At 59.1% G+C, this 24481-nt stretch carries 24 protein-coding genes; 11 read left to right on the forward strand and 13 right to left on the reverse strand.

What is annotated here, in order from left to right; all coding sequences use genetic code 11:
- The first annotated feature begins 2 nt into the window (after positions 1-2).
- Genes ACR0B8_RS09640 through phnN form a run of 7 tightly spaced genes read left to right on the forward strand, consistent with a single transcriptional unit; the run spans position 3 to position 4613 of the window.
- Positions 3-1094 carry a carbon-phosphorus lyase complex subunit gene (locus ACR0B8_RS09640; RefSeq protein WP_170362489.1) on the forward strand — a complete coding sequence of 364 codons (1092 nt, stop codon included), beginning with the start codon at positions 3-5 and terminating at the stop codon, positions 1092-1094.
- A complete protein-coding gene (locus tag ACR0B8_RS09645; RefSeq protein WP_170351817.1) occupies positions 1091-1339 on the forward strand; it encodes a hypothetical protein in 249 nt (82 codons plus the stop codon). Before ACR0B8_RS09640 ends, ACR0B8_RS09645 begins: the two co-directional genes overlap by 4 nt.
- A complete protein-coding gene (locus ACR0B8_RS09650; RefSeq protein ID WP_170362488.1) occupies positions 1336-2196 on the forward strand; it encodes an alpha-D-ribose 1-methylphosphonate 5-phosphate C-P-lyase PhnJ in 861 nt (286 codons plus the stop codon). The genes ACR0B8_RS09645 and ACR0B8_RS09650 overlap by 4 nt, the downstream gene beginning before the upstream one ends.
- Positions 2193-2597, forward strand: a complete 405-nt coding sequence (locus tag ACR0B8_RS09655; protein ID WP_170362487.1) for a VOC family protein — start codon at positions 2193-2195, stop codon at positions 2595-2597. Before ACR0B8_RS09650 ends, ACR0B8_RS09655 begins: the two co-directional genes overlap by 4 nt.
- Positions 2598-2602: 5 nt before the next feature.
- Entirely contained in the window at positions 2603-3373 is a 771-nt protein-coding gene (gene phnK / locus ACR0B8_RS09660; RefSeq protein ID WP_170362486.1) for a phosphonate C-P lyase system protein PhnK, read from the forward strand.
- Positions 3374-3384: 11 nt separating this feature from the next.
- Complete coding sequence (gene phnL, locus ACR0B8_RS09665) at positions 3385-4068, forward strand: phosphonate C-P lyase system protein PhnL (RefSeq protein ID WP_480658310.1); 684 nt, start codon at positions 3385-3387, stop codon at positions 4066-4068.
- Entirely contained in the window at positions 4065-4613 is a 549-nt protein-coding gene (phnN, locus tag ACR0B8_RS09670; RefSeq protein ID WP_170362484.1) for a phosphonate metabolism protein/1,5-bisphosphokinase (PRPP-forming) PhnN, read from the forward strand. Before phnL ends, phnN begins: the two co-directional genes overlap by 4 nt.
- On the opposite strand, the gene ACR0B8_RS09675 is transcribed toward phnN, so the two are convergent.
- Complete coding sequence (locus ACR0B8_RS09675; protein WP_480658308.1) at positions 4595-5278, reverse strand: DUF1045 domain-containing protein; 684 nt, start codon at positions 5276-5278, stop codon at positions 4595-4597. The genes phnN and ACR0B8_RS09675 overlap by 19 nt on opposite strands.
- 52 nt (positions 5279-5330) lie before the next feature.
- Here ACR0B8_RS09675 and ACR0B8_RS09680 point away from each other — a divergent pair, with 52 nt between their 5' ends.
- Complete coding sequence (locus ACR0B8_RS09680) at positions 5331-6470, forward strand: alpha-D-ribose 1-methylphosphonate 5-triphosphate diphosphatase (protein ID WP_170414052.1); 1140 nt, start codon at positions 5331-5333, stop codon at positions 6468-6470.
- Here the strand turns inward: ACR0B8_RS09680 and ACR0B8_RS09685 are convergent, their stop codons facing one another.
- Genes ACR0B8_RS09685 through ACR0B8_RS09715 form a run of 7 tightly spaced genes read right to left on the reverse strand, consistent with a single transcriptional unit; the run spans position 6471 to position 12962 of the window.
- Positions 6471-6947, reverse strand: coding sequence for a class I SAM-dependent methyltransferase (locus tag ACR0B8_RS09685; protein WP_226688930.1), 477 nt, complete (start codon positions 6945-6947; stop codon positions 6471-6473).
- Positions 6944-7711, reverse strand: a complete 768-nt coding sequence (locus ACR0B8_RS09690) for a polysaccharide deacetylase family protein (protein WP_226688931.1) — start codon at positions 7709-7711, stop codon at positions 6944-6946. The genes ACR0B8_RS09685 and ACR0B8_RS09690 overlap by 4 nt, the downstream gene beginning before the upstream one ends.
- Complete coding sequence (locus tag ACR0B8_RS09695; RefSeq protein ID WP_170399038.1) at positions 7708-8850, reverse strand: glycosyltransferase family protein; 1143 nt, start codon at positions 8848-8850, stop codon at positions 7708-7710. Before ACR0B8_RS09695 ends, ACR0B8_RS09690 begins: the two co-directional genes overlap by 4 nt.
- Positions 8847-9431 (reverse strand): histidine phosphatase family protein, encoded by a 585-nt coding sequence (locus ACR0B8_RS09700; protein WP_170362478.1) that lies wholly within the window; start codon positions 9429-9431, stop codon positions 8847-8849. Before ACR0B8_RS09700 ends, ACR0B8_RS09695 begins: the two co-directional genes overlap by 4 nt.
- Entirely contained in the window at positions 9428-10504 is a 1077-nt protein-coding gene (locus ACR0B8_RS09705; protein WP_170362477.1) for a glycosyltransferase family 4 protein, read from the reverse strand. The genes ACR0B8_RS09700 and ACR0B8_RS09705 overlap by 4 nt, the downstream gene beginning before the upstream one ends.
- The gene (locus tag ACR0B8_RS09710; RefSeq protein WP_170362476.1) at positions 10504-11751 is read right to left on the reverse strand and encodes a glycosyltransferase family 4 protein; all 1248 of its coding nucleotides are present in this window, start codon (positions 11749-11751) and stop codon (positions 10504-10506) included. The genes ACR0B8_RS09705 and ACR0B8_RS09710 overlap by 1 nt, the downstream gene beginning before the upstream one ends.
- On the reverse strand, positions 11748-12962 hold the full coding sequence (locus tag ACR0B8_RS09715; protein WP_170351804.1) for a glycosyltransferase family protein: 1215 nt from the start codon (positions 12960-12962) through the stop codon (positions 11748-11750). The genes ACR0B8_RS09710 and ACR0B8_RS09715 overlap by 4 nt, the downstream gene beginning before the upstream one ends.
- 371 nt (positions 12963-13333) lie before the next feature.
- Between ACR0B8_RS09715 and ACR0B8_RS09720 the strand changes: the two genes are divergently transcribed.
- Positions 13334-15700, forward strand: coding sequence for a mechanosensitive ion channel family protein (locus ACR0B8_RS09720; RefSeq protein WP_170362475.1), 2367 nt, complete (start codon positions 13334-13336; stop codon positions 15698-15700).
- A gap of 88 nt (positions 15701-15788) precedes the next feature.
- On the opposite strand, the gene ACR0B8_RS09725 is transcribed toward ACR0B8_RS09720, so the two are convergent.
- Genes ACR0B8_RS09725 through ACR0B8_RS09745 form a run of 5 tightly spaced genes read right to left on the reverse strand, consistent with a single transcriptional unit; the run spans position 15789 to position 23010 of the window.
- Positions 15789-17144, reverse strand: a complete 1356-nt coding sequence (locus tag ACR0B8_RS09725) for a CoA transferase (protein WP_170362474.1) — start codon at positions 17142-17144, stop codon at positions 15789-15791.
- Positions 17141-18295, reverse strand: coding sequence for an ABC transporter permease (locus ACR0B8_RS09730; RefSeq protein WP_170362473.1), 1155 nt, complete (start codon positions 18293-18295; stop codon positions 17141-17143). Before ACR0B8_RS09730 ends, ACR0B8_RS09725 begins: the two co-directional genes overlap by 4 nt.
- Positions 18292-19320, reverse strand: coding sequence for an ABC transporter permease (locus ACR0B8_RS09735; RefSeq protein WP_170351800.1), 1029 nt, complete (start codon positions 19318-19320; stop codon positions 18292-18294). Before ACR0B8_RS09735 ends, ACR0B8_RS09730 begins: the two co-directional genes overlap by 4 nt.
- Positions 19321-19334: 14 nt before the next feature.
- Complete coding sequence (locus ACR0B8_RS09740) at positions 19335-21245, reverse strand: ABC transporter substrate-binding protein (protein WP_170362472.1); 1911 nt, start codon at positions 21243-21245, stop codon at positions 19335-19337.
- Entirely contained in the window at positions 21238-23010 is a 1773-nt protein-coding gene (locus tag ACR0B8_RS09745; RefSeq protein ID WP_170351798.1) for an ABC transporter ATP-binding protein, read from the reverse strand. The genes ACR0B8_RS09740 and ACR0B8_RS09745 overlap by 8 nt, the downstream gene beginning before the upstream one ends.
- Positions 23011-23285: 275 nt before the next feature.
- On the opposite strand from ACR0B8_RS09745, the gene ACR0B8_RS09750 reads away from it, so the two are divergent.
- Both ACR0B8_RS09750 and ACR0B8_RS09755 read left to right on the forward strand, forming a co-directional pair.
- Positions 23286-23741, forward strand: coding sequence for a class I SAM-dependent methyltransferase (locus ACR0B8_RS09750; RefSeq protein WP_254438808.1), 456 nt, complete (start codon positions 23286-23288; stop codon positions 23739-23741).
- Positions 23742-23757: 16 nt separating this feature from the next.
- Positions 23758-24387 (forward strand): glutathione S-transferase family protein, encoded by a 630-nt coding sequence (locus ACR0B8_RS09755; RefSeq protein ID WP_170506601.1) that lies wholly within the window; start codon positions 23758-23760, stop codon positions 24385-24387.
- Positions 24388-24481: the final 94 nt, after the last annotated feature.

The raw sequence follows: 24481 nt of genomic DNA on the forward strand, positions 1-24481 counted from the left end.
CGATGTATGTGGCTGTAAAAGGCGGTGAGAAGGCCATCGAAAACGCCCATGCCTGGCTGGCCGAGGAACGGCGCGGGGCGACCGATGTTGCTGAACTCAGCATCGCGCAGATCCGTGAACAGCTGAGCCTTGCGGTAAACCGGGTAATGGCCGAAGGGTCTTTGTTCGACCCCGATCTGGCTGCTCTAGCCATCAAGCAAGCGCGCGGCGATTTGATCGAGGCGATTTTTCTGATCCGTGCCTATCGCACCACCTTGCCCCGGTTCGGGTATACCAACCCGGTTGAAACAGACCGTATGGCCTGCGACCGCCGAATCTCGGCCACGTTCAAGGATGCGCCGGGCGGACAGGTGCTGGGTCCGACCTTTGATTACACACATCGTTTGCTGGATTTCAAACTGGCTGCCGAGGGCGAGGTTCCGCCCTCACCCAAAGGTCAGCCACGCACAGACCCGGTTCCGCATATCGCCGACTTTCTGAAGGATGAGGATATCATTCAAGATGAACCCGCAAGTGACGACGCTCCGGCTGATCTGACTCGGCAACCGATGGAGTTTCCGGCCGGACGCTCCCTGCGCTTGCAATCGCTGGCCCGCGGGGATGAGGGGTTTGTGTTGGGCATGGCCTATTCAACCCAGCGCGGTTACGCCCGCAACCATGCCTTTGTCGGCGAATTGCGCATCGGCAAAGTCGCGGTCGAGATGGATATTCCCGAGTTGGGCTTTGACATCGAAATCGGCGAGGTGGAATTGACCGAATGCGAGACGGTGAACCAGTTCAAGGGCTCCAAAACCGAACCACCCCAGTTCACGCGAGGTTATGGTCTGGTCTTTGGCCAGTCGGAACGCAAATCAATCGCCATGGCTTTGGTCGACCGCGCGTTGCGCTGGCAGGAATTGGGAGAAGACAATCTGGGTGCCCCTGTGCAGGACGAGGAATTTGTCCTGAGCCATGCGGACAACATTCAAGCGACCGGGTTCCTCGAACATATCAAGCTCCCGCACTACGTGGATTTTCAGTCCGAACTGGAATTGGTCCGCAAGCTGCGGCGCGACGCCGAGGCGAGGACTACACCGCAGGAGGCAGCCGAATGAGCCCAACCAACGCACAGCGGATAAGCGGTTTATTGCTCCTACTCCGTGTCCTTCACCCTGTGATCGCCAAGGTCAGGGGCACCGATTGCTTTCCAAATACCGGCCTTGTCCCGCAGCATCGATTCTCGTCGCCGTCTGGAATGGCGGATATGCAGGATGAGATAAAACATAATGGCCAAAAAGACCGCTCCACATACAAAAACGTCCATAAAAATACCAAAACACAAAGTGATACTTCAAAATGAATGAGTACAACTTTGCATATTTGGACGAGCAGACCAAGCGGATGATCCGCCGAGCTATCCTCAAGGCTCTGGCTGTTCCGGGATATCAGGTACCTTTTGCCAGCCGTGAGATGCCCATGCCCTATGGCTGGGGAACGGGCGGCGTGCAGGTGTCGGCTGCAACATTGACGCCGGACGATACGCTCAAAGTGATTGACCAGGGGGCCGATGACACCACCAACGCCGTCTCGATCCGCAAGTTCTTTGAAAACACCGCAGGGGTGGCGACAACCGAGGAAACCGCGAAGGCAACTGTTATCCAGACACGCCATCGCATCCCCGAAGTAAAACTGACCGAGGATCAGATCCTTGTGTATCAGGTACCGATCCCTGAACCCCTGCGTTTTCTCGAACCGCGCGAGACCGAGACCCGCAAGATGCACAGTCTTGAGGACTATGGCCTGATGCATGTGAAATTGTACGAGGATATCAGCCAACACGGGGTGATTTCGACCGCATATGCCTATCCGGTAAAGGTCTCGGGGCGTTATGTGATGGATCCGTCGCCGATCCCGAAATTCGACAACCCGAAGCTGGAAATGGACGCGATCCAGCTGTTCGGGGCTGGGCGGGAACAACGCATCTATGCGCTGCCGCCGCATACCAAAGTGGTGAGCCTGGATTTCGAAGATTACCCGTTCGAACCCACCAAGGCCGATCATGCCTGCGACCTGTGCGGGGCAGAGGACAGTTATCTGGACGAGGTAATCATGGATGATGCAGGCAACCGGATGTTTGTCTGTTCGGACACGGATTACTGCCGCACGCGACGCGCGCGGGGGCACCAAGGGCGATTAAGCAAGGAAGGCGAGATATGATGCGGCAGAATGTATTGGGAATTGATCACCTTGGCCTGACGGTCGCTGATCTGGGCGCCTCGAAAGGGTTCTTTGTCGACGGGTTAGGCTGGGACGTGGTGGGCGGCAAGCCGGAATACCCCTCGGCTTTTATCAGCAACGGTGCCGCCGTGCTGACCCTGTGGCAGCAGAAGGGTGACAACCGGCGCGGGTTCGATCGGCACGCAAATGTGGGTCTGCATCACGTGGCATTCAAAGTGCCGGACGAGGCCGCGCTGAACACCGTATTCGATGCCATCAAGGACTGGCCAGGGGCAATGGTCGAATTCGCGCCAGAGCCATCCGGCGCGGGTCCGAAAATCCATTTCATGATCCGGGAACCCGGCGGCAACCGGATCGAGTTTGCCTACGATCCGAGGTGACGGTTATGACACCCCTGCTTAGCGTTCAGGACATCACCAAGACATATGGTGCACGAATCGGCTGTACGGGAGTCAGTTTCGATCTCTATCCGGGTGAGGTGATGGGCATTGTTGGCGAAAGCGGCTCGGGCAAGACAACATTGCTGAACTGTCTGGCAGGTTATCTGGAGCCGGACACGGGGCAGGTGATCTTTGACACGCGTACGGATGGTCCGATGGACACAGTGACCATGTCGGAACCCGAACGCCGGATGCTGGGGCGAACGGATTGGGCCTTTGTCCATCAGCATGCAAGCGACGGTTTGCGCATGTCGGTCAGCGCGGGGGGGAACATAGGCGAACGGCTGATGGCCTTGGGTAACCGCCACTATGGGTCGATCCGAGGCGATGCTATGGATTGGTTGGGGCGAGTCGAGATTGACACAGACCGCATTGATGACCGCCCCACCGCGTTTTCCGGTGGGATGCAGCAGCGCTTGCAGATCGCGCGCAACCTGGTGACGGGGCCTCGGCTGGTGTTCATGGATGAACCGACCGGTGGGCTGGATGTCTCGGTTCAGGCGCGCTTGCTGGACCTGCTGCGGGGATTGGTGCGCGAGATGGGGCTGAGCGCCATAATCGTCACCCATGATCTGGCCGTGGTGCGGCTGCTGGCGGATCGGTTGATGGTGATGAAGGACGGCCACGTGGTTGAGGCCGGGTTGACAGATCAGGTATTGGACGATCCACAGCACGCTTATACGCAGCTCTTGGTTTCAAGCGTACTGCAAGTGTGAAAGGGAAGGCGATGATCGAACTTAAAGGTGTCAGCAAAAGCTTTACCCTGCACAATCAGAACGGTGCCGTGATCCCGGTGATGGAAGGCGCCTCACTGAAAGTCATGCCTGGCGAGTGTGTTGCTTTGACCGGGGCGTCGGGGGTGGGCAAGTCGACTTTGATGCGGGTGATCTATGGCAACTATCTGGCGGCATCCGGTCAGGTTCTGGTTGGTGGGCTCGACGTAGCTCAGGTTGAACCGCGTGAGATTTTGGACCTGCGCCGCGAAACGCTGGGATACGTCAGCCAATTCCTGCGTGTCGTCCCACGAGTGCCAACGCTTGAGGTTGTGGCCGAACCGCTGTTGGCCATCGGATTTGACCGGCAAGTGGCTCTGGACAAAGCAGCTAATCTGCTGGTGCGGCTGAACATTCCCGAACGCTTGTGGACCCTAAGCCCTACGACATTTTCCGGCGGTGAACAGCAGCGGGTGAATATCGCGCGAGGCTTTGTGCATGACTATCCGGCGTTGTTGCTGGATGAGCCCACGGCCTCACTGGATGCAAAGAACCGCGAGACGGTTCTGGCGCTGATCACTCAGGCCAAGGCACGCGGCGCGGCAATTGTCGGCATCTTCCACGATGTCGACGCACGCAAGCGCGTCTGTGATCGCCAGGTCGACCTGTCCGACTTTGCACCTGGAATGGCCGCATGAGCCTTGCCACTGTCATAGCGGTCGTGGGCCCGTCAGGCGTCGGCAAGGACAGCGTGATGCAGGCGTTGGTGGCACGTGCGATCGGCATTCGTTTGGCACGCCGCGTGATCACGCGACCCGAGGGCGAAGAGGGTGAGGATTTCGACCGAGTGTCTGATACTGAGTTTCGTCAGATGGTTGCGCGGGATGCCTTTGCGCTACACTGGTCCGCGCATGGATTGTTCTACGGCGTGCCCCGCACCATTGAAAAACAGCGGCAAAGGGCAGATACCATTTTGGTGAACCTGTCCCGATCTGTCTTGTTGCAGGCCCAAGAGGTGTTTGGCGATCTGATCGTGATCTCTCTGACCGCTGATCCCGAAGTGTTGGCGCAACGCCTGTTGATGCGCGGACGTGAGAGCGCACCTGAGCAGACACGAAGGTTGGCGTGTGCCAAAGTGCCTTTGCCCGAGGGGCTGAAACGGGTGATCGAGATTGACAACTCCGGGCCGCTGGAGGCTACGGTTGAAGCCATTCTCGATCAACTTCAGCCGGAAAGGACGTAGCGATGGATCAGGTGAAACCGCCCATCCCTTGCCTCGCCCACCAAAGCCAGATCATTGATTTGAAAGGGTGCGGGCAGCAGGGGAACAAGGTGCGATTGCAGCGCGCGCTCAACTGTCGACAACGTGGGTTTGTCCAATTTACCGCTGAGGGTGATGTGAAAGCGGAAAGACTCCATCACATGTGGATAACCCCATTGCACCAGGTTAGCCTCTTGCCGGGCGTTCAGGCCATAGGCGCGGCGGCGGTGCAGTTCGGCCTCCGATGGCGGGGCACGAAAGCTGTCCAGATCACGCACACAGGCGGCAGCCAGCGCGTTCAGAACGGCCTCATCCCCCATCGGACGCAAAGCCAGAAACCGACCCAATCGGGCGATCTGCAGCCCGTCCAGGGCGACCGGGGCCTGCGTGGCCGCAAGCCGCGCGCAGGCGTCGTGCAACGCTTCAACCGACTGCCCATCCCGCAGGCGAAACGGGGGCTTCATCGTCGCATGCAGCCCGTATTTGCGCGGTACCTCGGTTACGGCTGCAACGTCCACACCCTTGATCACCGGGTGGGCAATGGGCGTTCCGACCTCCATATCCCAGCCCAGCCAGCTGGTGGCGAATTTCGTCCATTCCGCCCGCGCCGGGGGCATAAAATAGATCGCGTATCGCGTGAATGTCACGTTGGCCTCCTGTGCGCGGCCTTTCCACTTGTTCAGACCGTGTGAAGTTCAGATGACAGAAGAAATGATCCTTGCCAATGCCACGCTTGTTCTTGCCGATGAGACGATCACCGGCAGCGTCCGTATCGTAGGTGAATCGATTGCCGAGATCGCCACTGGCCGCACGGTTCCCCCGGGCGCGATTGATTGCGAAGGTGACTATGTCAGCCCCGGTCTGGTCGAGCTGCACACCGACAATCTGGAACGCCATATCCAACCGCGCCCCAAGGTCGACTGGCCGCATGCGGCGGCCATCTTGGCCCATGATGCCGAGCTGGCCAGCACCGGGATCACCACTGTCTTCGATGCGATACGCGTGGGGTCAATCCCCAGCGGCCAGCGTTACCGACGATACGCCCGCGAACTGTCTCGTGAACTGTGGCAACTACGGGAACAAGACGTGTTGAAGATCAGCCATTTTCTGCATCTTCGGGCCGAGGTGTGTTCAGAGACCCTGGTCGAGGAGTTAAACGAGTTCGGCCCCGAAGATAGGGTTGGGCTGGTTTCGTTGATGGATCACACACCTGGCCAACGTCAGTTTCAAGATATGTCGAAACTTGAGATTTACCTGAAAGGAAAGCTGGGGTTGGAGGGCGAAGGGTTTCAGCGCCATGTCGCGGACCTCAAGGCAATGCGAAAGCGCAACGGAGACAAGCACGAGGTCGAAACCGTCAAGGCCGCCAAGCGGTTTGGGGCCATGCTGGCCAGCCATGATGACACCACACCGGAACAGGTGCGAGTCTCGGCAGGACACGGCATCCGGCTGGCCGAGTTTCCCACCACCGTCGAGGCCGCACGCGCCTGCAGCGAACACGGGATAAAGGTGATGATGGGGGCGCCTAATCTGATCCGGGGCGGGTCGCATTCCGGCAATGTGGCCGCTCAGGAACTCGCCGATCTGGGCCATCTCGACATTCTCTCCTCAGATTATGTTCCCGCCGCGTTGCTGTTGTCGGCTACACGTCTGGGGGAGATATGGGGCGATATGGCCCGTGGCCTGCGAACGGTGACGCGGACGCCAGCACAGGTTGTTGGTTTGGACGACCGCGGAGAACTGCGCAGCGGCGCGCGCGCAGATATTATCCGATTCTGTCTTCACCATGGCGCCCCGGCGCTGAACGGGGTGTGGTCTCGTGGACGGCGCGTGGCTTGATCAGGCGCGGTAGAACAGATACCGGTCCGGCGCGATGGTATCCGGACCTTTGATCTCTTCGAACCCGGTTAGAGGTTGCCCCGATATCAGCAACCCGCCGGGCCGCATTACCCGCGCAATTAGCGGGCTAAGACGCGCTGCTTCGGCAACATCGTCTTCTTTGATGCCACGTCCAAAATCATAATGGGCCAGCGCGATCTTTGGCCCGTCGATACCAAGCTTTTCAAGCATGGGCTCCGCTTCGCCCTGCAGAAAGTCCTCGGCCGGAGGGGTGCTGGACGGATGGCATTGCAGCACCCGGTCCATGACCAATATCCGCCGGTCCGGCAGAATTTCCCGCAAATGGTCATAGGTGCGACCGTTGCCCAGCCCCATGTCCAGAACATCGCCGTCCATGTCGCTGATCTGGGCGACCGCCCAATTCAACCCGTCGCGTTGCGCGGTCAGGCGGCGTAGCATGGAATCCAGTCGGCTCATTCGGGGTCTCCGGTTGGTATTGTGGGGTCTGCCCAGGCAAAACCGGGGCCGTCCAGAAGTCGGCTCAGCAGCTCTTGGATAAAGGTCCAGATCTCCTGATCATGGACCAGATGGTGGGTCAAGACACCAAAAGGTTCGGTAATGTCGGCGCGTCCTTCACGCCGGTTGCGTAAAATGTCTGCTGTCTGAATGATCAACATGTCCGCCGCCACCAACCCGCGCGTTCCGCGCCAGTCAATCGGGTCCAGATGGGTGTTGATCTGCTCCAGCCTTGGGACAGGTTCCCGCGTCTTGCGCGGTTTCGCTGTCGAGACGATTCGATACCCAAGATCAGGTAATTCCTGCGCCACCTCGGGTGCGATGCGGTTCCAGGGCGGTACAAACATCGGACACAGCCTGTCTCCGAACAAAGTACGCAGGCGCTCCAGCCCGGATTGCGCGTCGACGATTATGGCCTCAAGCGGGCGGTGCAACCGGAATTCGGATTTCTTCTCGCCAGGCGGTGCGTGGTTTTGATGCGCCCAGCCATGAACTACAGGAATCAGCCACGGCTGCTGCGTGACGTAATCGCCCAGCCCGGCATCGGCATCTCGAGGAATGATCGCCAGATGAACGGGCAGGTCAAGCGACCGCGACAGCTTTGACAGCCTTTCAAGCTGCGGTGTCCTTGATATGGCGTCATCATCCCGCCACCACAGCGGCAGCGACAAGCCCTGCGCCTGCCAGATGTCCAACTCCGCCTCCAAAGGGCGCCAGTCCATCATCTTGTTTGCTCCCGCAAGTTCACGGCAATCTCGACCGATCTTGCGGCCCCGTCAAAGCCCTGCGCTGAAACCGGGCGTGGGCCATCTGCCATGACCGACGCAACGGCCCGCGCTAATGAATCCCCATTGAGGGATTTGCTAGGCAACACATCGATGGCCGACAGGTCCGAGAGGCTCTGACCACGCAAACCCTGCTCAACCTCTTTGCCGTCGTCGAACGGGATAAAAACCGCAGGCGTTCCCGATTGCAAAATATCCAGCGCCGTGTTGTAGCCGCACATACTGACCGAGGCTGCCGCATGGGGCAGCATTTGCCGGAAGTCCGGGCGCACCGGTTCCAGCGTCACTTGGGCATCGCCCACGAGTTGTGACAGTTGATCAATACGTGCCCTTGCGTCCTGCCCGCCCACCAACAGGCGCCAGCGCCTGTTGGGCATCTTTTGGGCGGCCTCAATGGCCGCGCGAAAGATCGGCTGGCCCACAGATCCGCCACCGGCGCTGACCAATATTTCGCCATCGCCCACCGCGTCAGGATGCGGCACAGGCGCCTCGGGCGCAACAAAACCGGTATAGAACAACCGCGAGCGCAATTGATCGGTCACCGGCCAGCTCACCTCCAGCGGAACAACGCTTTGATCTGAATGGACGAGGATACCGTCGTAATACTGGCACACGATCTCTTCCGTGCGTTCCGCCTTTGATGCCTTCGATGGTGGGGCCAGAATATCGCGGATCGAGCCCAGAACGACCGGCCGTCGCGGTAAGTTCCAGGCGGCTACCAAGGCGGCATTGAACTCGGCCGCAAGTGACCTGCGACCAAAGGGAAAAAGCTCGGTGATCAGCACATCAGGTGCGAAACTCTGCAAGGCTGCGACCAATGCGGTTTCACGAGATGTCAGATAGGCGGCATCGGCCACTTCATCGCTTTGGGTCAAAAGCCGGGTGAAATCCGTGCCGTCCGAACGCAGCGGTGGAAGCCCCAACAGGGTCATGCCCGCGCTGTCTAGCTGTGGTGCCGGCATTCCACCCGAGACAACAAAGGTCTCGTGCCCGGCCCGTACGAAAGCCCGGCCCAAAGTCAGCGCCCGGCTCAGATGCCCAGTGCCCAACAAGTGCGTGACAACGATCATCACCTTCATTGTGATGCCTCTGGTCTGATCAGGCGGACGGGTTCGGGCTGGGGACGTAGTGTCGACATATCGACGATATACATGCGGTTGCGTTTGATTTTAAAGGGGGCGGGACCATTGAAATCCCATCCCCAGGCCCGCGCCAGAATGACCCGCATAATACCGATGTGGCAGACGGCAACCGTATCGCCCGACAACGCGTTCAGCCAGGGGTGTAGACGGGCCCAGACCTCAGCTGGGCTTTCACCGTTTGGCGGGCGAAAATCCCAGCTCCAGTCTTCGATATGGCGGTATCCGCTATCTGGGTCGGCAATCAGGTCGACCCCGTGTAACCCTTCCCAATCACCCCAGTTCATCTCGGTCAGCGCGTCCGAAGTCTGCGGCTCGCGTCCCGCGACCAGACGGGCGGTTTCGCTGGCCCGCAGCAGGGGGCTGGACCAGAGGTCCGCGTCCTTCCATGGCGCGGGCAGTTGCATAGCGGATAGCTCTGCCCGCGCATCTTCGTCCAGCGGTATATCACTGCGCCCCTGAATGCGGCCCGCGCGGTTCCAATGGGTGTGACCGTGCCGAAGCAGTGCTAGCCGGGTCATGACCGAACCTCCATCAAGGGTCGCGTTGCCTGCCAGAACCGGTCGGTTGCTGCAGGCATCAGGTGACGTTCGGCCACGCGCGCGCGGGCGTTGGCCCCCAGCGACAGGCGGGAAGAAAGGTCATCCAGCAAGGTGCGCAGCCGTGCAGCCAATCCTTCGGGGCCAGCGTCGACCGAAGGATAGTCCGACGGGGACAGCACATCCCGCACGCCGGGCCGATCCTGCGCTACAACAGGCACACCGCTGGCCTGCGCCTCAAGATAGATCATGCCATAGGCCTCGTTCACTCCCGGCCACAATAGTACCGAGGCCGCACCGTACAGCTTCTGCAAAGCATCGCGGTCACATTGCCCCAGAAACCGGACCTTTGATCCGAACGGCGCCATCAGCACCTCGACTTCGGGACGTGCTGGGCCATCACCCGCAATATCCAAGGACCAGTCGCCGTCCAGTAAGGCCAGAGCCTGCGCTAGAAGAGTGTAAGAAGCCAGCTTGTCACCGTGCCGCATCATGCCCACGGTCAGCATCGGCCCCTCACAGCCCGAGGCGGGCGGTAAATCCGACCGAGGCAGAAAAGGGGGCAGTTCCACAAGGCTTTGATCCCCGTACCGTTCCCGTTCCAGAGTGATCAGGTCATTGGAGGTGTGGTAGAAAATCACCTGCGCCGCATCACAGGCGTCATGTGCAGCTTTTGCAAACCCGGCCCAGGGACCTGTCAGGCGGCTGGTTGCGCGGGTGCTTTCCAACTGAACGTAGGGAATGTTGCGCGCCTTGCAGACACGCGGGCCCAGCAGATCGGGGGCCTTGTAATAGTTGTGATAGGTCACCCAAAGCGCGGTGTCTGCGGGAAGATCGGCGATCAGACGTTGCTCCTCGGCGTCAGCCTTGGCGCGCAATGCGGTCTGCACCTGCGCGTCCCCGGCTTTGTCGTAGGTACGCAGCCGCGAGGCCAGTTCGACCATAGCCTCTTGCGCGGCGATCGCCTGCATCAGGTTGCGGGCCATTTCGCGATCCCCCGACGGCACCGGGCTGTCCGGCGCTTTCATCGGAGAGTAAAAGGCCACTCGTGCCATCAGCCTATGTCCGAACCCAATGCGCGCAGTCGTTTGGACAGGCGGGCAATGCCGGGGTCCATGCGGAAATCGGCGATCAAACGATCATAGGCGGCACTTGCCATCAAAGCAGTTTGCTGCGGATCGGCGGCCAGATGGATGATGGCGCTGGCCAATGCGGCAGGATCATCGTCGGACAAGACGCCGTGGGTGCCGGTTTCAATAAACTCGGGGATGGCCGATACCGGCGTCGACAGGATCGGCAAAAGCTGTGATGCGGCCTCCATCAAAACATTGGGTAGCCCGTCGCGGTCTCCGTCACTGGCGATCCGGCTGGGAAGCACAAACAAGTCTGCGCTGCGCATTGCTTCGATCACTTCGGGTTGATCACAAGCGCCTTGCCACGTTATCCGTTGCGACAGGCCAGCGGCGTCGGCTCGATCACGCAAGGCATTGCCAAGTGTTCCGCCGCCAATGTGCGTCCAGTGCCAGTCCAGCGTTTCTGGCAGCATGACAAACGCGTCGATCAGCCGGTCAAAGCCCTTTTTCTCGACCAGACGACCGACCGAGAGCATGTGAAATGGCCCGTCCGGCGCGCGTGGCATACGGTTTGGCGGAGATGGAAAACGGTTCAGATCCAGCCCGTGATAGATCAGGTCAACCCGCGCGGGATCGTCGGCCAAACTGCGTAGATGGTCGGCCCCAATTGCCGTGCAGGTCGCACCAAAAGCCGCTCCATGAGTGTCGGCGCGCAGTTTTTCGATCTTTTCCCACTCGGGTGATGTCCAGATGTCCTTGGCGTGGGCAGAAAAACTCCACGGCAGGCCACGCATGATGGCGGCGTAGCGCGCGACCGAGGATGGGGTGTGCATGAAATGCGCATACATCACTTGTGTCGCTTCGGGTAATTCGGCGGCCAGAACGCAGGCCTGACCAAAACGCCGTATGCGGTTGTGGGTCGGATCACGGCGCAGATCGGCGCGCCAGACCCGGTAGGCCTCGGCATAGCCCGGCAGGGCTTGCGCAGTCTGTCGCGCAGCCCAGACACGCTGTGGTTCTTCGTAAAGGTATTCTGGCAGGTAATGCACCTGACCCTGAAAACGGTCGTGCAGCGGGTGCCGTTTTATGTCGGTCGGATGGCGCAAAGACCAGATGTCAAAGCTGTGCCCGGCCTCTTGCAGGGCGACAAGTTCCTGGGCAATGAACGTCTCGGACAGGCGCGGCCACCCTTTGACCAGCACCGCCAGTTTCGGCTGGGCTGTGGTCATCCGATGGCCCGTTCCTGTTCCTGGCCTAGCAACGCGTCAACGCGGTCGATGACATAATCCAACCCGTCCAGCAGCCCGTCCTGAATGGTCTGCGATGGCAGGGGTTGGTGCGGCAGGTCGCGGATCGCCTCGATCATCGCATCCGCTGTCAGCCCGTCGCGGTTTTCGTCCAGCATCCGCACAAGGCCCAGCCCTTCTGCGCGCGAGGCGCGAATCCACTGTTCTAGTCGTGGCGTCGTGCGAGGCACGATGACGGCACGTTTGTCAAAGGACAGAACTTCGCAGAAAGTATTGTAACCGCCCATACAGACCACCCCGGCGGCCCCTGCAAAAAGCGTTTCGATCTGGGATTCGAACCCCACGGCGGTCACCCGGCCATTCAACGCGGCAACGCGGGTCTCGAATTCTTCACGCAACTCACCGGAAAGAAAGGGGCCGTAAACCAGCACTGCACGCGGCGACAGGGTAGGGTCTTTTTCGTAAGCGGAGAGAACCTGGTTCACCATCGCCTTACCGTCGCCACCGCCACCTGGCGTGATTAGGATGTAGGGTTGTTCAGGTGGCTCGCCTACAGGGCCAAGATCCCGCCGCAGGTAACCGGTCCAATGCGTGCGCGATTGCGCTGCGTGGCTAAGCGGCAGCCCTTTGGTCGGATCATAGATCGAGCGCAGACCGTAAACCCAGATTTCGTGATAGAAGCGCTCGGTCGCGGCAAGGGCCTCTTTCCGCTCCCACTCGGCGGCCAGAACTTCGGGTTCGTCCAGCACGTCGCGCAGGCCAAGAACCAGCTTGGTGCGTTGGGAATGCAACAGATGTTCCAGTGTCGGCAGCAACTCCCCACGAAAACCGGTGGGTTCCTTGTCGACGATCAGCATATCGGGGTCGAATTGCTGGACGGCAGTCTGGATCAGACCTGCGCGCAGTTCGGTTACCTCTTCGATCCCCATGCCAATGGTGCGCGCTGCATAAGAGCCATCGGCACGTTTGGTCACACCTGGCAGGCGCACGTGGTCGACCCGGCGCGGAAAGGTGAACCGACCTGCCACGGGTGACCCGGTCAGGATCAGGGCTGACGCTTGCGGGTTGGCTTGCGTGATAGCTGCGGCAAGGGCGCGCGACCGGCGCAGATGCCCCAATCCAAATGTATCGTGGCTGTAGAACAGTATGCGCGGCGCACGGCCGGTGATGTTGTTTTGTATTCCTAGGCTCATGCCTTCGCCTGTCGTGTCCCTGGGTGCAAATCCGCGCGTTAAACTCCGTTACCGTATATTCTTTGGCGCCGCTTGCCAAAGGGGGTGCCGAGATTGTGCAAATTCGTCAAACATGGCGAAATGGCAACAGCCAAAGTACAGGAGGTTTCGGAGCGTTTTTCCCCGTTACACCCGGCGTTGATCTTGCCATTCCACTCATACTACACGGTCGGTCATATTCAGTTTTTTCAAGGTTGCAAACACTCTTGTCGCCTGCATTGCAGCCGAAACACGAAATGACACGAACTTGAGCCGTGAAACGCTGAATATTTGAATACGCTCAGGCGCTTCTGTAACCTGCGATGCAACATACGACTTGGACAGAAAAATTGATGAAACTCAGACTAATTGCTGGAATGGCTCTGATCCTGTGGGCGTTTTCTGCGGCCTTCGTCACAGAGGCATCGGCGCAAGTCCCTTTGATCCCCGGATATACCTCAGAGTCTGAGGCCGAAACTGGGGCCGATGGTGATCTGGCTGCTGCGATCAAGGCGGCAACCGAGGCCGGCGCCAGCGTAATTGTCATCGACAGCGCGGGGCAGGTTGTGTCTTCGGGCGGTCAGCCAGGTGCTGATGCCTCGGCCGAGGACGCGCACGGACCGATGGGCGACGGATCGCAACTGATGAAAGCGCAGGAAAGGTTCTCAAAGTTCCGCGAGTCCATGGAATCGCGTCTAGAGGCTTTGCCCTATTCTATTTTCGAAGTTCAGTACGTCCTGCGGCAGACCAGCCCGGATGGCCGCATTCAGACCTATGTCGAGGTTCTGGCGTGGAACATTCTGTTTCTGCTGCTGGGGCGCTGGCTGTCCACCGAGATTTACGGCAAGCGCATGGCCAAAAAGCTGGTTGTGGCACGGTCCAAGGAAAACCCGCAGGGCTATCGGGAGAAAATGCCGTTTTTGGTGTTCCGGTTTTTCATGGGGATCGGGGGCACGATCTTTGCGATGCTGATGGCGCTGATCGTGGGGTACCTGTTCTTTGGTGAAGCCGAAGATATCTCGATTCAGTTTACGGTCACTGCGATCTTTACGGCGTTTTTCCTGTCGCGCACGATATCCGACCTGTGGCGGATGGTTCTGTCCCCTTATCTGAGCCAATACCGTTTGCCGCCCTTCTCAGATCGGGACGCAAAGCGGCTGTATTTCTGGGCGTCGGCGCTGGCGACCTACGACATCTCGGTTGTGTTGTTCGCCACCTGGGTGGCGGATTTTGGGTTGAACTACAATGTCTATGCCTTGGTCTATGGTGGCCTGACCATGTTGGGCGCGTTGGGCAATTTGTTGATGATCATGTTCAATGCGCGCGCCATTTCGAATGCCATTCGCGGCGGGCGCGCACCGGACCAAGTGTCGTGGATTTTGCGGTTCATCTCATTCGCGTGGGCGCCTGTGCTGGTTGTCTATATCGTATTCAGCTGGTTCAAGCTGGCGGTGGATCTGGTGCTTGAGAATGAGAATTCTCTGCCGATCGTGGCCAGCAGCTATTTGATTTTCATGTCTGTGGTCGTGGCCTACGGCGCAATGAATTACCTGCTGGAGCGTTACTTTGACCGTAACCGCCAAATGGAAGACATGAATGCGGCGGCCACGGAAGAGGATGATGAAGCCGTCGAGACTCCCGAGGCGGAACTGCGCCAACATTCGATCCTGACATATGAGGATTTGGCCCGTCGCGTGGCAGGGATTTTGGCCTTTGTGGTCGGCCTTTATGCGTTGGTGGTGATCTGGAACCCCGAAGCCAGCTGGAGCGAGGACCTGCCGGTCGAGCGTGCGCTGGATGTGATGGTCATCTTGTTCATCGGCTATATTCTGTTCCACTTCTTCCGCATCTGGATCGACTCGAAAATTGCCGAAGAAACCGATGATGGCGGCGAAGAGGCCGAGTTGGGCGATGAAGGCGGCGAAGGCGGGCAAAGCCGTCTGGCGACGCTGCTGCCCCTGTTCCGTGGTGCGATCCTGGCCGTTGTTGTCGTCACCATCGTTTTGATCGTGTTGATGGAGTTGGGGATTAATGTCAGCCCGCTGTTTGCCGGTGCAGGTGTGGTGGGTCTGGCTGTTGGGTTCGGCTCGCAAACGCTGGTGCGCGATATCTTTTCGGGGGCGTTCTTCCTGATGGATGATGCCTTTCGTAAAGGAGAGTACATCGACATCGGGGATGTGAAGGGGACGGTCGAAAAAATCTCGGTCCGGTCATTCCAGCTGCGTCACCATCTGGGCGCGCTGAACACGATTCCCTTTGGTGAGATCAAGGTGCTGACCAACTATTCCCGCGATTGGGTGATCATGAAATTGCCGTTGCGTGTGACCTATGACACCGATGTTGAAAAGGTGCGCAAGCTGATCAAGAAGCTGGGTCAGCAATTGCTGAGCGACCCCGTGATCGGCGACAACTTTATCCAGCCGCTGAAATCGCAGGGCGTGATTGAGATGCAGGATTCCGCGATGATCATCCGGGTCAAGTTCATGACCAAGCCCGGTGACCAGTGGCTGGTGCGCAAGAGAGTCTATCAAGATATCCGCGAGCTATTCGCACGCGAAGGGATCAAGTTTGCTCATCGCGAAGTCACCGTGCGGCTGGCCGAAGGCAAAGAACCCGAGGATCTGACGCCGAAGCAGCGTGAAGCCGTGACCGGCGCGGTGCAGGCGGCGATTGATGAGGATTATCTGGACGATATCGGTCCCGGTGGGGATGATCGCTAGGGAAGGCTCCCGCCCCCTTGGGATGCGTCTTTGATGAGACTCCCCCCAAAGTGTTGGGCCGGGCCGCGCGTACCGCGCGGCGGTTGGTTCAGGTGGTCCGCGAAGGCCAGATGGGTTGGGATGTGCCCAGCTTTGCGGCTGGCAGAGGCCATGACATGTGGGCCTGGCCAACGGACAAAGCCGGTTTCAGGCGACGCCCGGGGCCCCAGTCGGATGCTTCAACCTCTTGAGCGTAATCGGATGTTGTGGGAGTTGTGATCTCTTCGTCTTGCTCGGATTTCGCCAACGCAGCCAGTAGTTCCGCTGTGCGTGCCAGGGACAGCTGCGCCAGCATGATAGAATTTGCGGACGCGGCTTCGGCCAGTGCCGACAGGACCGTTGCAGCCATCAGATAGCCTGTCGCGTGATCCAGCGCCTGAACCGGCAGAGGGGTGGGTTTTTCGGCCTTGGCCCAAGCGCGACCCGCGTCTGCGATGCCTGCGCTCATCTGTACGAGGCTGTCAAAACCACGTCTGTTGGACCACGGCCCCTGCCAGCCATAAGCGTTCAGAGTGACCTCAATTCGGTTGGGAGCCAGTTCATCACGTTTTATCTTGGTCAGTCCAAGCGCATCCAGCGCACCCGGGCGGTAGCCATGAATGAAGACATCTGCTTGCGCCAGCAGGTCTTCCAGCTTCTTCAGATCGGCTGGCGATTTCAGGTCTAAATAGGCGCAGTGCTTTCCCAGTGAGATTCCGGGAATGACGCCCGGCTCATCCCATCCGGGCGGGTCGATGCGCAGAACTTCAGCGCCGAACCCTGCAAGCGTGCGGGTCGAAACCGGTCCGGCCAGAACACGCGTCAGGTCTAGAACGCGCAAGCCCGCCAGCGGACGTCGGGCCGTTGCTTTGGGACGGTCGCGCAGCGTGATATGCCGCGGGCTGTGCCATCCGATCAGCGGATCGCGCGACACCGCCCGCCCTTGCGGGTGCTCCAGCCATTCGGTCCGACCGCGCATCGCGGCGGCCGCGCCGCCCTCGGCCACAACCGAGGTTTCCAAATCGGCGATGGACCAGTCTTTCACAGCCTGTGCAACTGCGTCCCGGTTGGCTTGCGCCTCCAGCACCTTCAGCGCCGCTGCCCGGTGGGAGGGCAGATTGGTGTGCAGCCTGATCCAGCCATCCGACGCCTGATAATCCCCGGCGATTGGGTCCCAGAGGCTGGGCATCTCCCACCCGCCTGGTTTGAACGAAGACCCGTACCACAGCGAAGCCAAACGATGATTGACCGATATCTCAGGCGTTGTGGGGGCAAGGTTCATTGCTGTGATCAGGCGCGCCAACTCTTGACCAACGGCAGCGAAACTGGCGGTTGCCAGTTCGGAAACCGCGAAAGCGCTGGGCCATGCGCCCTTTCCGGTCGACTTGTAGCTGTCTGCGGCGGGGAGGGCGGAAATCAGGCTCATTGCTGGTACGGGTCCAGACTGTCGCGCAATCCGTCGCCCAGGAAGTTGAACGCCAGTACAACGACAATGATTGGCAGCATTGGAATTGCCGTCCACGGATAGATCTCGATCGAGGCCAGGTTCTGCGCGTCATTCAGCATCACCCCCCAGCTGACGGCAGGAGCGCGCAGCCCAAGGCCAAGGAAGCTGAGCGCCGTTTCTCCAAGGATCATCGCCGGGATCGACAAGGTGGCCGATGCGATCAGGTGGGACATGAAGTTGGGCAGCAGGTGTTTGCGGATCACGCGGCCCGAGCTTGCGCCCATCATCTCGGCGGCGCGCACGTATTCCTCTTCGCGCAGCGACAGAAATTTGGCTCGCACGGATCGGGCCAGACCGGGCCAATCGAGGATGCCGAGGATGATCGAGATGATAAAAAACACCGCCACCGGGCTCCAATTCGAAGGCACCGCGGCGGACAGGGCCAGCCACAAGGGTAGTTCAGGCAAAGAGCGCAGGATTTCAATGACCCGGTTGATCACCCAGTCGATCTTGCCGCCGAAATAGCCGGCCATCGAACCGAAGATAATTCCAAGGGTGAAAGACACCGAGATGCCGATTAAACCTACGGTCAGCGACAGTTGCGCGCCGTAGAGAATGCGACTGAACACATCCCGGCCCAGACGGTCCGACCCCCACAGGAACAGCGTCGCCCCTTCGGGTGCGCAGAACAGGTGAGTGTCGGATTTGATCAGGCCAGCCAGTTTGTATTCCGACCCTTCACAGAAAAACTTGATCGGGCGCGGATCTTCGAGGTCGGGTACGAATTTCCATTGGAAGGTTTCCAGATCAGCCTCGGCAACGATGGGAAAGACATGGGGGCCGATGAATTTGCCCTCATAGAACCAGTTGACGCTTTGAGGCGGCGCATAAAGATGCTCTCCGTTGCGTTCATTCGGACCATAAGGCGCGATGAACCCTGCGAAAGGCAGCATCAGATAACACAGCAGCAGGAAAATGCCCGAGATCAAGCCCAGCTTGTGAGTTTTGAACTTGCGCCAAACCAGCACCCAGTTTGGCGCGTCCAGATCGGCACGCTCAAGCTGTTGCAGGGCGGCGTCCGGGTCATAGGGGGCGTCGTCGACATAGCGACCATCGGGATGTTGGGTCATGCTTCACGCCCCTCGTACCGGATGCGCGGGTCAAGCATGACCAGCAGAATGTCAGATATCATGGTGCCGATGAGGGTCAGCAGGGCCACGAACATCAGAATAAAGGCGGACAGGAACTGATCCTGCGTTTTCAGTGCCGTCAGAAGGGTCGGGCCGATGGTTTGCAGGCCAAGAACAACCGAGACCAAAACCGAGCCGGACACCATCGAGGGTAGCAGGTTGCCGATATCCGCCACGAAGGGGTTGAACGCCACGCGCAGCGGGTATTTCGCCAGCATCCGCGACGGGGCCATCCCTTTGGCGATTGCGGTTTCCACATAGGGTTTCCCCAACTCGTCCAGCATGTTGGCACGCAAGCGTTGCATCATGGCCGAAGCCCCCGAGGTGCCGATCACAAAGGTCGGGACGATCAGGTGGACAAGAATGGACTTCAACTTGTCCCAGCTCATCGGCTGGCCTTCAAAGGATGGGTCCATCAAGCCGCCGATGGGTAGGTTGAAGTAACGGTGGCCGTAATAGAACAGGATCAGCGCAAGCAGAAAGTTCGGCGTGGCAAGACCCAGATACCCCACAAAAGCCGACGTATAGTCGATCCACGTCCGGGACTTGGCAGCAGCAAGGACACCAAGCGGCAGCGCGACGGCGTAGACGAACAGGATGGCGGCCAGGTTGACCACTACGGTCAACCACAGGGTATCGCCTACAATCTCGGCCACGGGGCGGTCGAATTCGAAGGACCAACCATAGTTGCCCTGCAGAAGTCCCTCGAACCCGTGCGGGCCGGGCCAGAATCCCATCCAGATCAGATATTGTTCCCAGACGGGCCGGTCCAGCGCATATTCCGCACGCAGAAATTCTGCCTTGGCCACGCCGGCAGACTGGCCGGAAGCCTGCAATTCGGCGATCTGATTGCTCAGGTAATCTCCAGGCGGAAGGTTGATGATCACGAAGATCAGCACCGACACCACCAACAGAGTCAGCAGCATCGTGAAAAAGCGATACACCGCATAGCGCAGCATGACCATTTAGCTGCTCCTGATCAGTCGGCGAAGAAGAATTCGTCCGGCCGGTGAATGCCGAAATGGGCGCCGGGCTCCCATGCCCACATGGCCTGTTCGGGCACGTTGCGCAGGCGGTTCGACACCACCACAGGCTGCGGTGCGCCGTTCAGAATGCCGATGGCAAATAGCTGTTCGGCATGAATGTTCAACATCTCGGTCCAGATTGCCTTGCGATCGTCGTCGTTGGTGGCGACCTCCCAATCATGGGCCAATTGCATCAGGCGTTCTGCCTCGGGCATGTCGGGGGCTTCGCCTGCGTCGCCGCCGGTTTGATAAAATTGACCCCATTTGGGCCAGGCCAGAAAGACCTGATCAGTCGGAGCCAGATAAGCGGGCGAGGTGTGGGCCTGCGGAATACCGTCATCCCAGCCAAACCAGACCGAAGCCATTGTGTTTCCAGCAAAAACGCGGTTGCGCAAGATGTCCCTATCCAGCGGTCGCATGACCAGAGCGACGCCAATCTCGCGCCAAGTGTCGGTGACGATCTGCAGCGCGTTCTCGACCTCCTGCCGTTCACCGGCAGTTTCGATGATCAGTTCCATCGGGCGGCCATCGGGCAGCATGCGGATGCCGTTCTTGTCCCGCTCGGTCAATCCGGCCTCATCCAGTAGGGCATTGGCCATTTCGATGTCGTATTGCGCCCATGCCTGAGCGTTTTCCTCATCATAGAACGGCGACGCGGGCAGAACCGACATCGCGCCGGGCTGGGCCAGCTTGAAATACAGCGCCTGATTGATCGTCTTGCGGTCGATGGCAAGTGACAGGGCACGTCGCACGCGGACATCGCGCAGAACGTCGCGCCAACCGTCATCAGCAAAGTTCAGATTCGGATAGATTGCGATCTGCGACGCGACACCGGTTTTCCACAGCCGTGTCTTGTAGTTCCCGACTTCTTCGCCCTTTTTCAGGATCGACGCATCGCGGAACGCCAGCCCACGCCCCTGCAGGTCGGTTTCACCAGCGTTGGTTTTTGCTGCGACCAGACCGGGGGCGACAATCTCCATCTCGACCACGTCGATATAGGGCAATTGCACACCGTTGCTGTCGATGCGGTGGTAATAGGGGTTGCGTACAAAGTTATGCCGGATTTTCTTGCCTGAGCTGGCATTCAGCCATGGCTGCAGCGTGGGTAATTCGTGGTTGTCGAATTTGTAAAGGTTATCCAGCTTGTTGTGCAGCGCCGCCCAGCTTTTGACCCGGTTGTCTTCGACCAGCGCGGCCATTTCTTCGGGATCTGCATATTTCTCGTGATACGGCTTCAGAAATGCGGCCGGTCGGTAAATGAAGGGCGGACGCGCCTGTGCCAGTGATTGCAGGAAATCCGGGTTCGGGTCCTCCCATTCGAAAACAACCGTGGTTTCGTCGGGGTAACTCACCGTTGGCGTTTTGCCTTCGACGATCAGAAAATCGGGCGGGCCGGACGGGCTGAGCAGCTCGTTATTTGCGACATCTTCCCACCAGTACCGGAAATCCTCGGATGTAAACGGCGATCCGTCTGACCATTTATGCCCCTCGCGCAGGTTCAGGGTAAACTTGCGGTTGTCTTCGTTTTCGTAGGACTCGAGCAGGTCGGGTACAAGTTCGTAATTCTCGTTGAAACCCACCAGCCGGGCATAGCCATAGACAACCATCTGGCGGATGTCCTTGGACCGGGTGACCATGGTGCGCAAAGTGCCGCCGGGTGTTCCAAATTCACGCCCCTTTGCCGCCAGATCGACAACCAGCGGTTCATCGGGAAGGCGATCCTGAACAGGTGGCAGATTGCCCGCGCTCACCTCACTTTCCCAAAATCCGCTTTCCTTTGGGGTGGGTGTTTCCGCCGAGGCGGGCAGCATCCACGCAGCCGTCAGCGTGGCAGCCAGAAGCAGGGGGCGAGTGGTCTTAAACATGGCATCGTACCTTATGGCCGGGTTCCATCTCTACCAGCGAAGGTATCACGGAGTCAGTAAATCGGAAGGCGTCATCCCAACTGTCCGGCGAACCTGCGCCCAAAGCAACCAATTTCAGGTCGATTGGGCGGTTGATGTCAGGTTCTGGCTGGGCGGCAATCAGCGCCTTGGTGTACGGGTGGCGGGGATTGTAGAAAAGGGTCTCGGGCGGGGCCTGTTCAACGACCAGCCCGCGGCGCATCACTGCAACCTCGTCGGCAATGCGCGCCACAACGGCAAGGTCGTGAGAGATAAAGAAGTAGGACAGGTTCAGACTGTCCTGCAAATCTTCCAGCAGTGTCAGGATTTGTTCCTGAACCGAGACATCCAAAGCCGATGTAGGCTCGTCGCACACGATCAGCTGCGGGTCCAGCATCATGGCGCGGGCAATGGACAGACGCTGTCGCTGACCACCAGAAAAGGCATGAGGGTAGCGTTTCAGCATGTCGGCGTTCAGCCCAACCCGCAGCAGCATCTCGGCGGCTTTGTCACGCTGTTCAGATGCGGTGCCGATCTTGTGAATCTCCAACGGCTCGGTCATCGCATCCTGAATGCGCATGCGCGGGCTGAGCGAGCTGTAGGGGTCTTGAAACACCATTTGCGCCTTGCGCTGAAACGCAGTGCGCTGGGCGCGGGTCATGTGGTGGACGGTAATAGGGTCTTCGGTTGGCGAGGTGCGGAACAGAACCTCGCCGCCGGGATCGGGAAGTTCGGCGCCCAACGCGATACGCGCAGCCGTGGTCTTGCCCGAGCCGCTTTCGCCGACCACGGCCAGCGTCTTGCCGCGTGCGAGCTTCATGTCAACGCCACGGCAGGCATGGATCAGTTGTTCACCCTTCCAACCCTTGCTGGATCGCAAGGTGTAAGTTTTTGAGACGTTCTTGATCTGTAGGATCAGATCCTCGTCGGGCATCGGTATCCCAACCGAGTCTTCGTCCGGAATCTCGGGTGCGGCGTTGAACAATTGCTGCGTGTAAGGATGCGCGGGTGAGGTCAGGATCGGGGCGGCGGCCCCGGATTCCATCACACGGCCCTTGTGCATGACGACGACCTGTTCTGCCATATTGGCGACCACGCCCAGATCATGGGTGACAAGGATCAGTGCCATGCCGGTTTCGCGTTGCAATTCCTTGATCAGGCCCAGAACCTGCGCCTGTGTCGTCACGTCAAGCGCGGTTGTCGGCTCGTCCGCGATCAACAATTCCGGCTTGGACACCATCGCCATCGCAATCATGGCGCGTTGGCGCATGCCACCCGACAATTCAAACGGGTAAGAATCATATGCACGTTGGGGATCGGGAAAGCCAACGCGCTCGAACTGAGTCAAAACTTCTTTGCGGGCCTGCGCCTCGGAGGCGCCACGGTGCAGCCAGAGAACCTCGCTGACCTGATTGCCGATCTTGTGCAGCGGCGACAGGGATCGCATCGGTTCTTGAAAGATCATCGAAACGCGGTTGCCGCGAATGCCGCGCATCTGCTTTTCGCTAATCTTGGTCAGATCCTCTGTGCCTTTGGAATCATTCAGAATGATTGTCCCGCTGCGAATTTGCGCGGTGCGTGGCAAAATCCGCAACGCCGCCCTGCACGAGATAGTCTTGCCAGAACCGGATTCGCCGACCAGCGCAAGTGTCTGCCCCGCCTCGACGTCAAAATTGACGCCTTTGACAACGGGGTTGCCCGCACCAAAACCGATGCTCAAATCGCGGACAGACAACAAAGCTGTCATGCGGGTATTCCACCCGTTGGGCCGTAGGTCGGCATCGGCTTGATCAACTCCCCGTGTTTTTTGACGCAGTCTCGCGCGGTTGGGGCGGGGTAGTCAAACCCGTTCTTGGGGTGAAATGTCGCGGAAACGTGAAACTGACACCAATTTGTCTACACAAAGTCTTGAGGATTTGCGATCACGGGCCATGTCGACCCCATCTGGCAAATCGACTGATATCAAGGAGAGATTTCCCCGTGCCCGACGATCAAAGCCGACTCGATCTGTTCATTGACCGCATGGTGTCGCAACGCGCCTGTCTGGATTTTGCCATTGCCGAATCGCGTGGCATGGCGGGGCCGGTCTTTGAATTGGGTTTGGGCAATGGGCGGACCTATCATCACATGGCGCAATATGTGAAAGACCGCCCCGTGTACGTGTTTGAACGCGCGGTGGCGTCCCACCCAGATTCAACGCCCCCCGAGGATCGGGTGATTCTGGGCGATGTGCGCGAAACGCTGCCCGCCGCGCTGACGCGTTTCGGTGCCACTGCAAGCCTGATCCACGCGGACCTTGGCGGGCATAACCGAGAAAAGAACGACGCCTTTGCAAGATTTGTTTCACCGTTGATCCAACCTCTGCTCGCAGAAGGTGGTTTGATGGTCTCCAGTGATCGGATGTATTTCGACGAACTGACTGAATTGCCTTTGCCGCCCGGTGCGGTTCAGGGCCGGTGCTTCATCTATCGCCGCTGAGACACAGGAGCATCCCATGCTGTTCTACGATTGCAAGACCGCCCCGAACCCACGCCGGGCTCGTATGTTCATCGCGGAAAAAGGGTTAGAGGTCGAAACCCGCGAGGTCTCGATCGGCAAAGGCGAACAGCTGAGCGATGCGTTCAAAGCGATCAACCCGAACGCGACCCTTCCTGTGCTGATCACGGATGAGGGCACGGCACTGACCGAGAACCTTGGCATCGCGGCCTATCTCGAGGCCCGATTTCCCGAGCCGCCTTTGATGGGGCGCACCCCGGATGAAAAAGGGCTGGTTTTGATGTGGAACAGTATCGTTGAACAGCAAGGCGGGGCGCCCATTGGCGAAACTTTACGCAACACGCATCCCGCCTTTGCCGACAGGGCGATTCCCGGTCCGGTGAATCACGCTCAGATTCCTGAACTGGCGCAACGAGGTGCCGCGCGGGTTGGATATTTTTTCGATCTGTTGGAATGGCGATTGGCGGAAAGTCCCTATATCGCCGGGTCTGAGTTTACGCTGGCTGACATCTCAACATTTGTCTTTGTTGACTTTGCCCGAGTGATCAAGACGCGAATACCGCAGGAAAATTCGGCAACGCTGACTTGGTTCGAAAAGGTCAGCACACGGCCCAGCGCGCAGCTTTAAACCAGAGAAATTCGCCCAACAATCTGGTGCGGGTAGGACTGTACAGAAATGTCTAGACAGAAGTGAACAGTGGGTCTAGCGTTCTGCCCAAGCC

This window comes from Ruegeria sp. BH6 (assembly GCF_056538105.1).

Excerpts from the sequence above, each read along its gene's own strand:
- ACR0B8_RS09680 (WP_170414052.1), top strand. The coding sequence starts at position 5,331 with ATGACAGAAGAAATGATCCTTGCCAATGCCACGCTTGTTCTTGCCGAT.
- ACR0B8_RS09740 (WP_170362472.1), bottom strand. The coding sequence starts at position 21,245 with ATGTTTAAGACCACTCGCCCCCTGCTTCTGGCTGCCACGCTGACGGCT.
- ACR0B8_RS09755 (WP_170506601.1), top strand. The coding sequence starts at position 23,758 with ATGCTGTTCTACGATTGCAAGACCGCCCCGAACCCACGCCGGGCTCGT.
- ACR0B8_RS09705 (WP_170362477.1), bottom strand. The coding sequence starts at position 10,504 with ATGGCACGAGTGGCCTTTTACTCTCCGATGAAAGCGCCGGACAGCCCG.
- ACR0B8_RS09640 (WP_170362489.1), top strand. The coding sequence starts at position 3 with ATGTATGTGGCTGTAAAAGGCGGTGAGAAGGCCATCGAAAACGCCCAT.
- ACR0B8_RS09725 (WP_170362474.1), bottom strand. The coding sequence starts at position 17,144 with ATGAGCCTGATTTCCGCCCTCCCCGCCGCAGACAGCTACAAGTCGACC.
- ACR0B8_RS09745 (WP_170351798.1), bottom strand. The coding sequence starts at position 23,010 with ATGACAGCTTTGTTGTCTGTCCGCGATTTGAGCATCGGTTTTGGTGCG.
- ACR0B8_RS09700 (WP_170362478.1), bottom strand. The coding sequence starts at position 9,431 with ATGACCCGGCTAGCACTGCTTCGGCACGGTCACACCCATTGGAACCGC.
- ACR0B8_RS09650 (WP_170362488.1), top strand. The coding sequence starts at position 1,336 with ATGAATGAGTACAACTTTGCATATTTGGACGAGCAGACCAAGCGGATG.
- ACR0B8_RS09730 (WP_170362473.1), bottom strand. The coding sequence starts at position 18,295 with ATGACCCAACATCCCGATGGTCGCTATGTCGACGACGCCCCCTATGAC.
- ACR0B8_RS09735 (WP_170351800.1), bottom strand. The coding sequence starts at position 19,320 with ATGGTCATGCTGCGCTATGCGGTGTATCGCTTTTTCACGATGCTGCTG.
- ACR0B8_RS09750 (WP_254438808.1), top strand. The coding sequence starts at position 23,286 with ATGGTGTCGCAACGCGCCTGTCTGGATTTTGCCATTGCCGAATCGCGT.
- ACR0B8_RS09715 (WP_170351804.1), bottom strand. The coding sequence starts at position 12,962 with ATGAGCCTAGGAATACAAAACAACATCACCGGCCGTGCGCCGCGCATA.
- ACR0B8_RS09655 (WP_170362487.1), top strand. The coding sequence starts at position 2,193 with ATGATGCGGCAGAATGTATTGGGAATTGATCACCTTGGCCTGACGGTC.
- phnK (WP_170362486.1), top strand. The coding sequence starts at position 2,603 with ATGACACCCCTGCTTAGCGTTCAGGACATCACCAAGACATATGGTGCA.
- ACR0B8_RS09690 (WP_226688931.1), bottom strand. The coding sequence starts at position 7,711 with ATGATGGACTGGCGCCCTTTGGAGGCGGAGTTGGACATCTGGCAGGCG.
- phnL (WP_480658310.1), top strand. The coding sequence starts at position 3,385 with ATGATCGAACTTAAAGGTGTCAGCAAAAGCTTTACCCTGCACAATCAG.
- ACR0B8_RS09720 (WP_170362475.1), top strand. The coding sequence starts at position 13,334 with ATGAAACTCAGACTAATTGCTGGAATGGCTCTGATCCTGTGGGCGTTT.
- ACR0B8_RS09645 (WP_170351817.1), top strand. The coding sequence starts at position 1,091 with ATGAGCCCAACCAACGCACAGCGGATAAGCGGTTTATTGCTCCTACTC.
- phnN (WP_170362484.1), top strand. The coding sequence starts at position 4,065 with ATGAGCCTTGCCACTGTCATAGCGGTCGTGGGCCCGTCAGGCGTCGGC.
- ACR0B8_RS09710 (WP_170362476.1), bottom strand. The coding sequence starts at position 11,751 with ATGACCACAGCCCAGCCGAAACTGGCGGTGCTGGTCAAAGGGTGGCCG.
- ACR0B8_RS09685 (WP_226688930.1), bottom strand. The coding sequence starts at position 6,947 with ATGAGCCGACTGGATTCCATGCTACGCCGCCTGACCGCGCAACGCGAC.
- ACR0B8_RS09695 (WP_170399038.1), bottom strand. The coding sequence starts at position 8,850 with ATGAAGGTGATGATCGTTGTCACGCACTTGTTGGGCACTGGGCATCTG.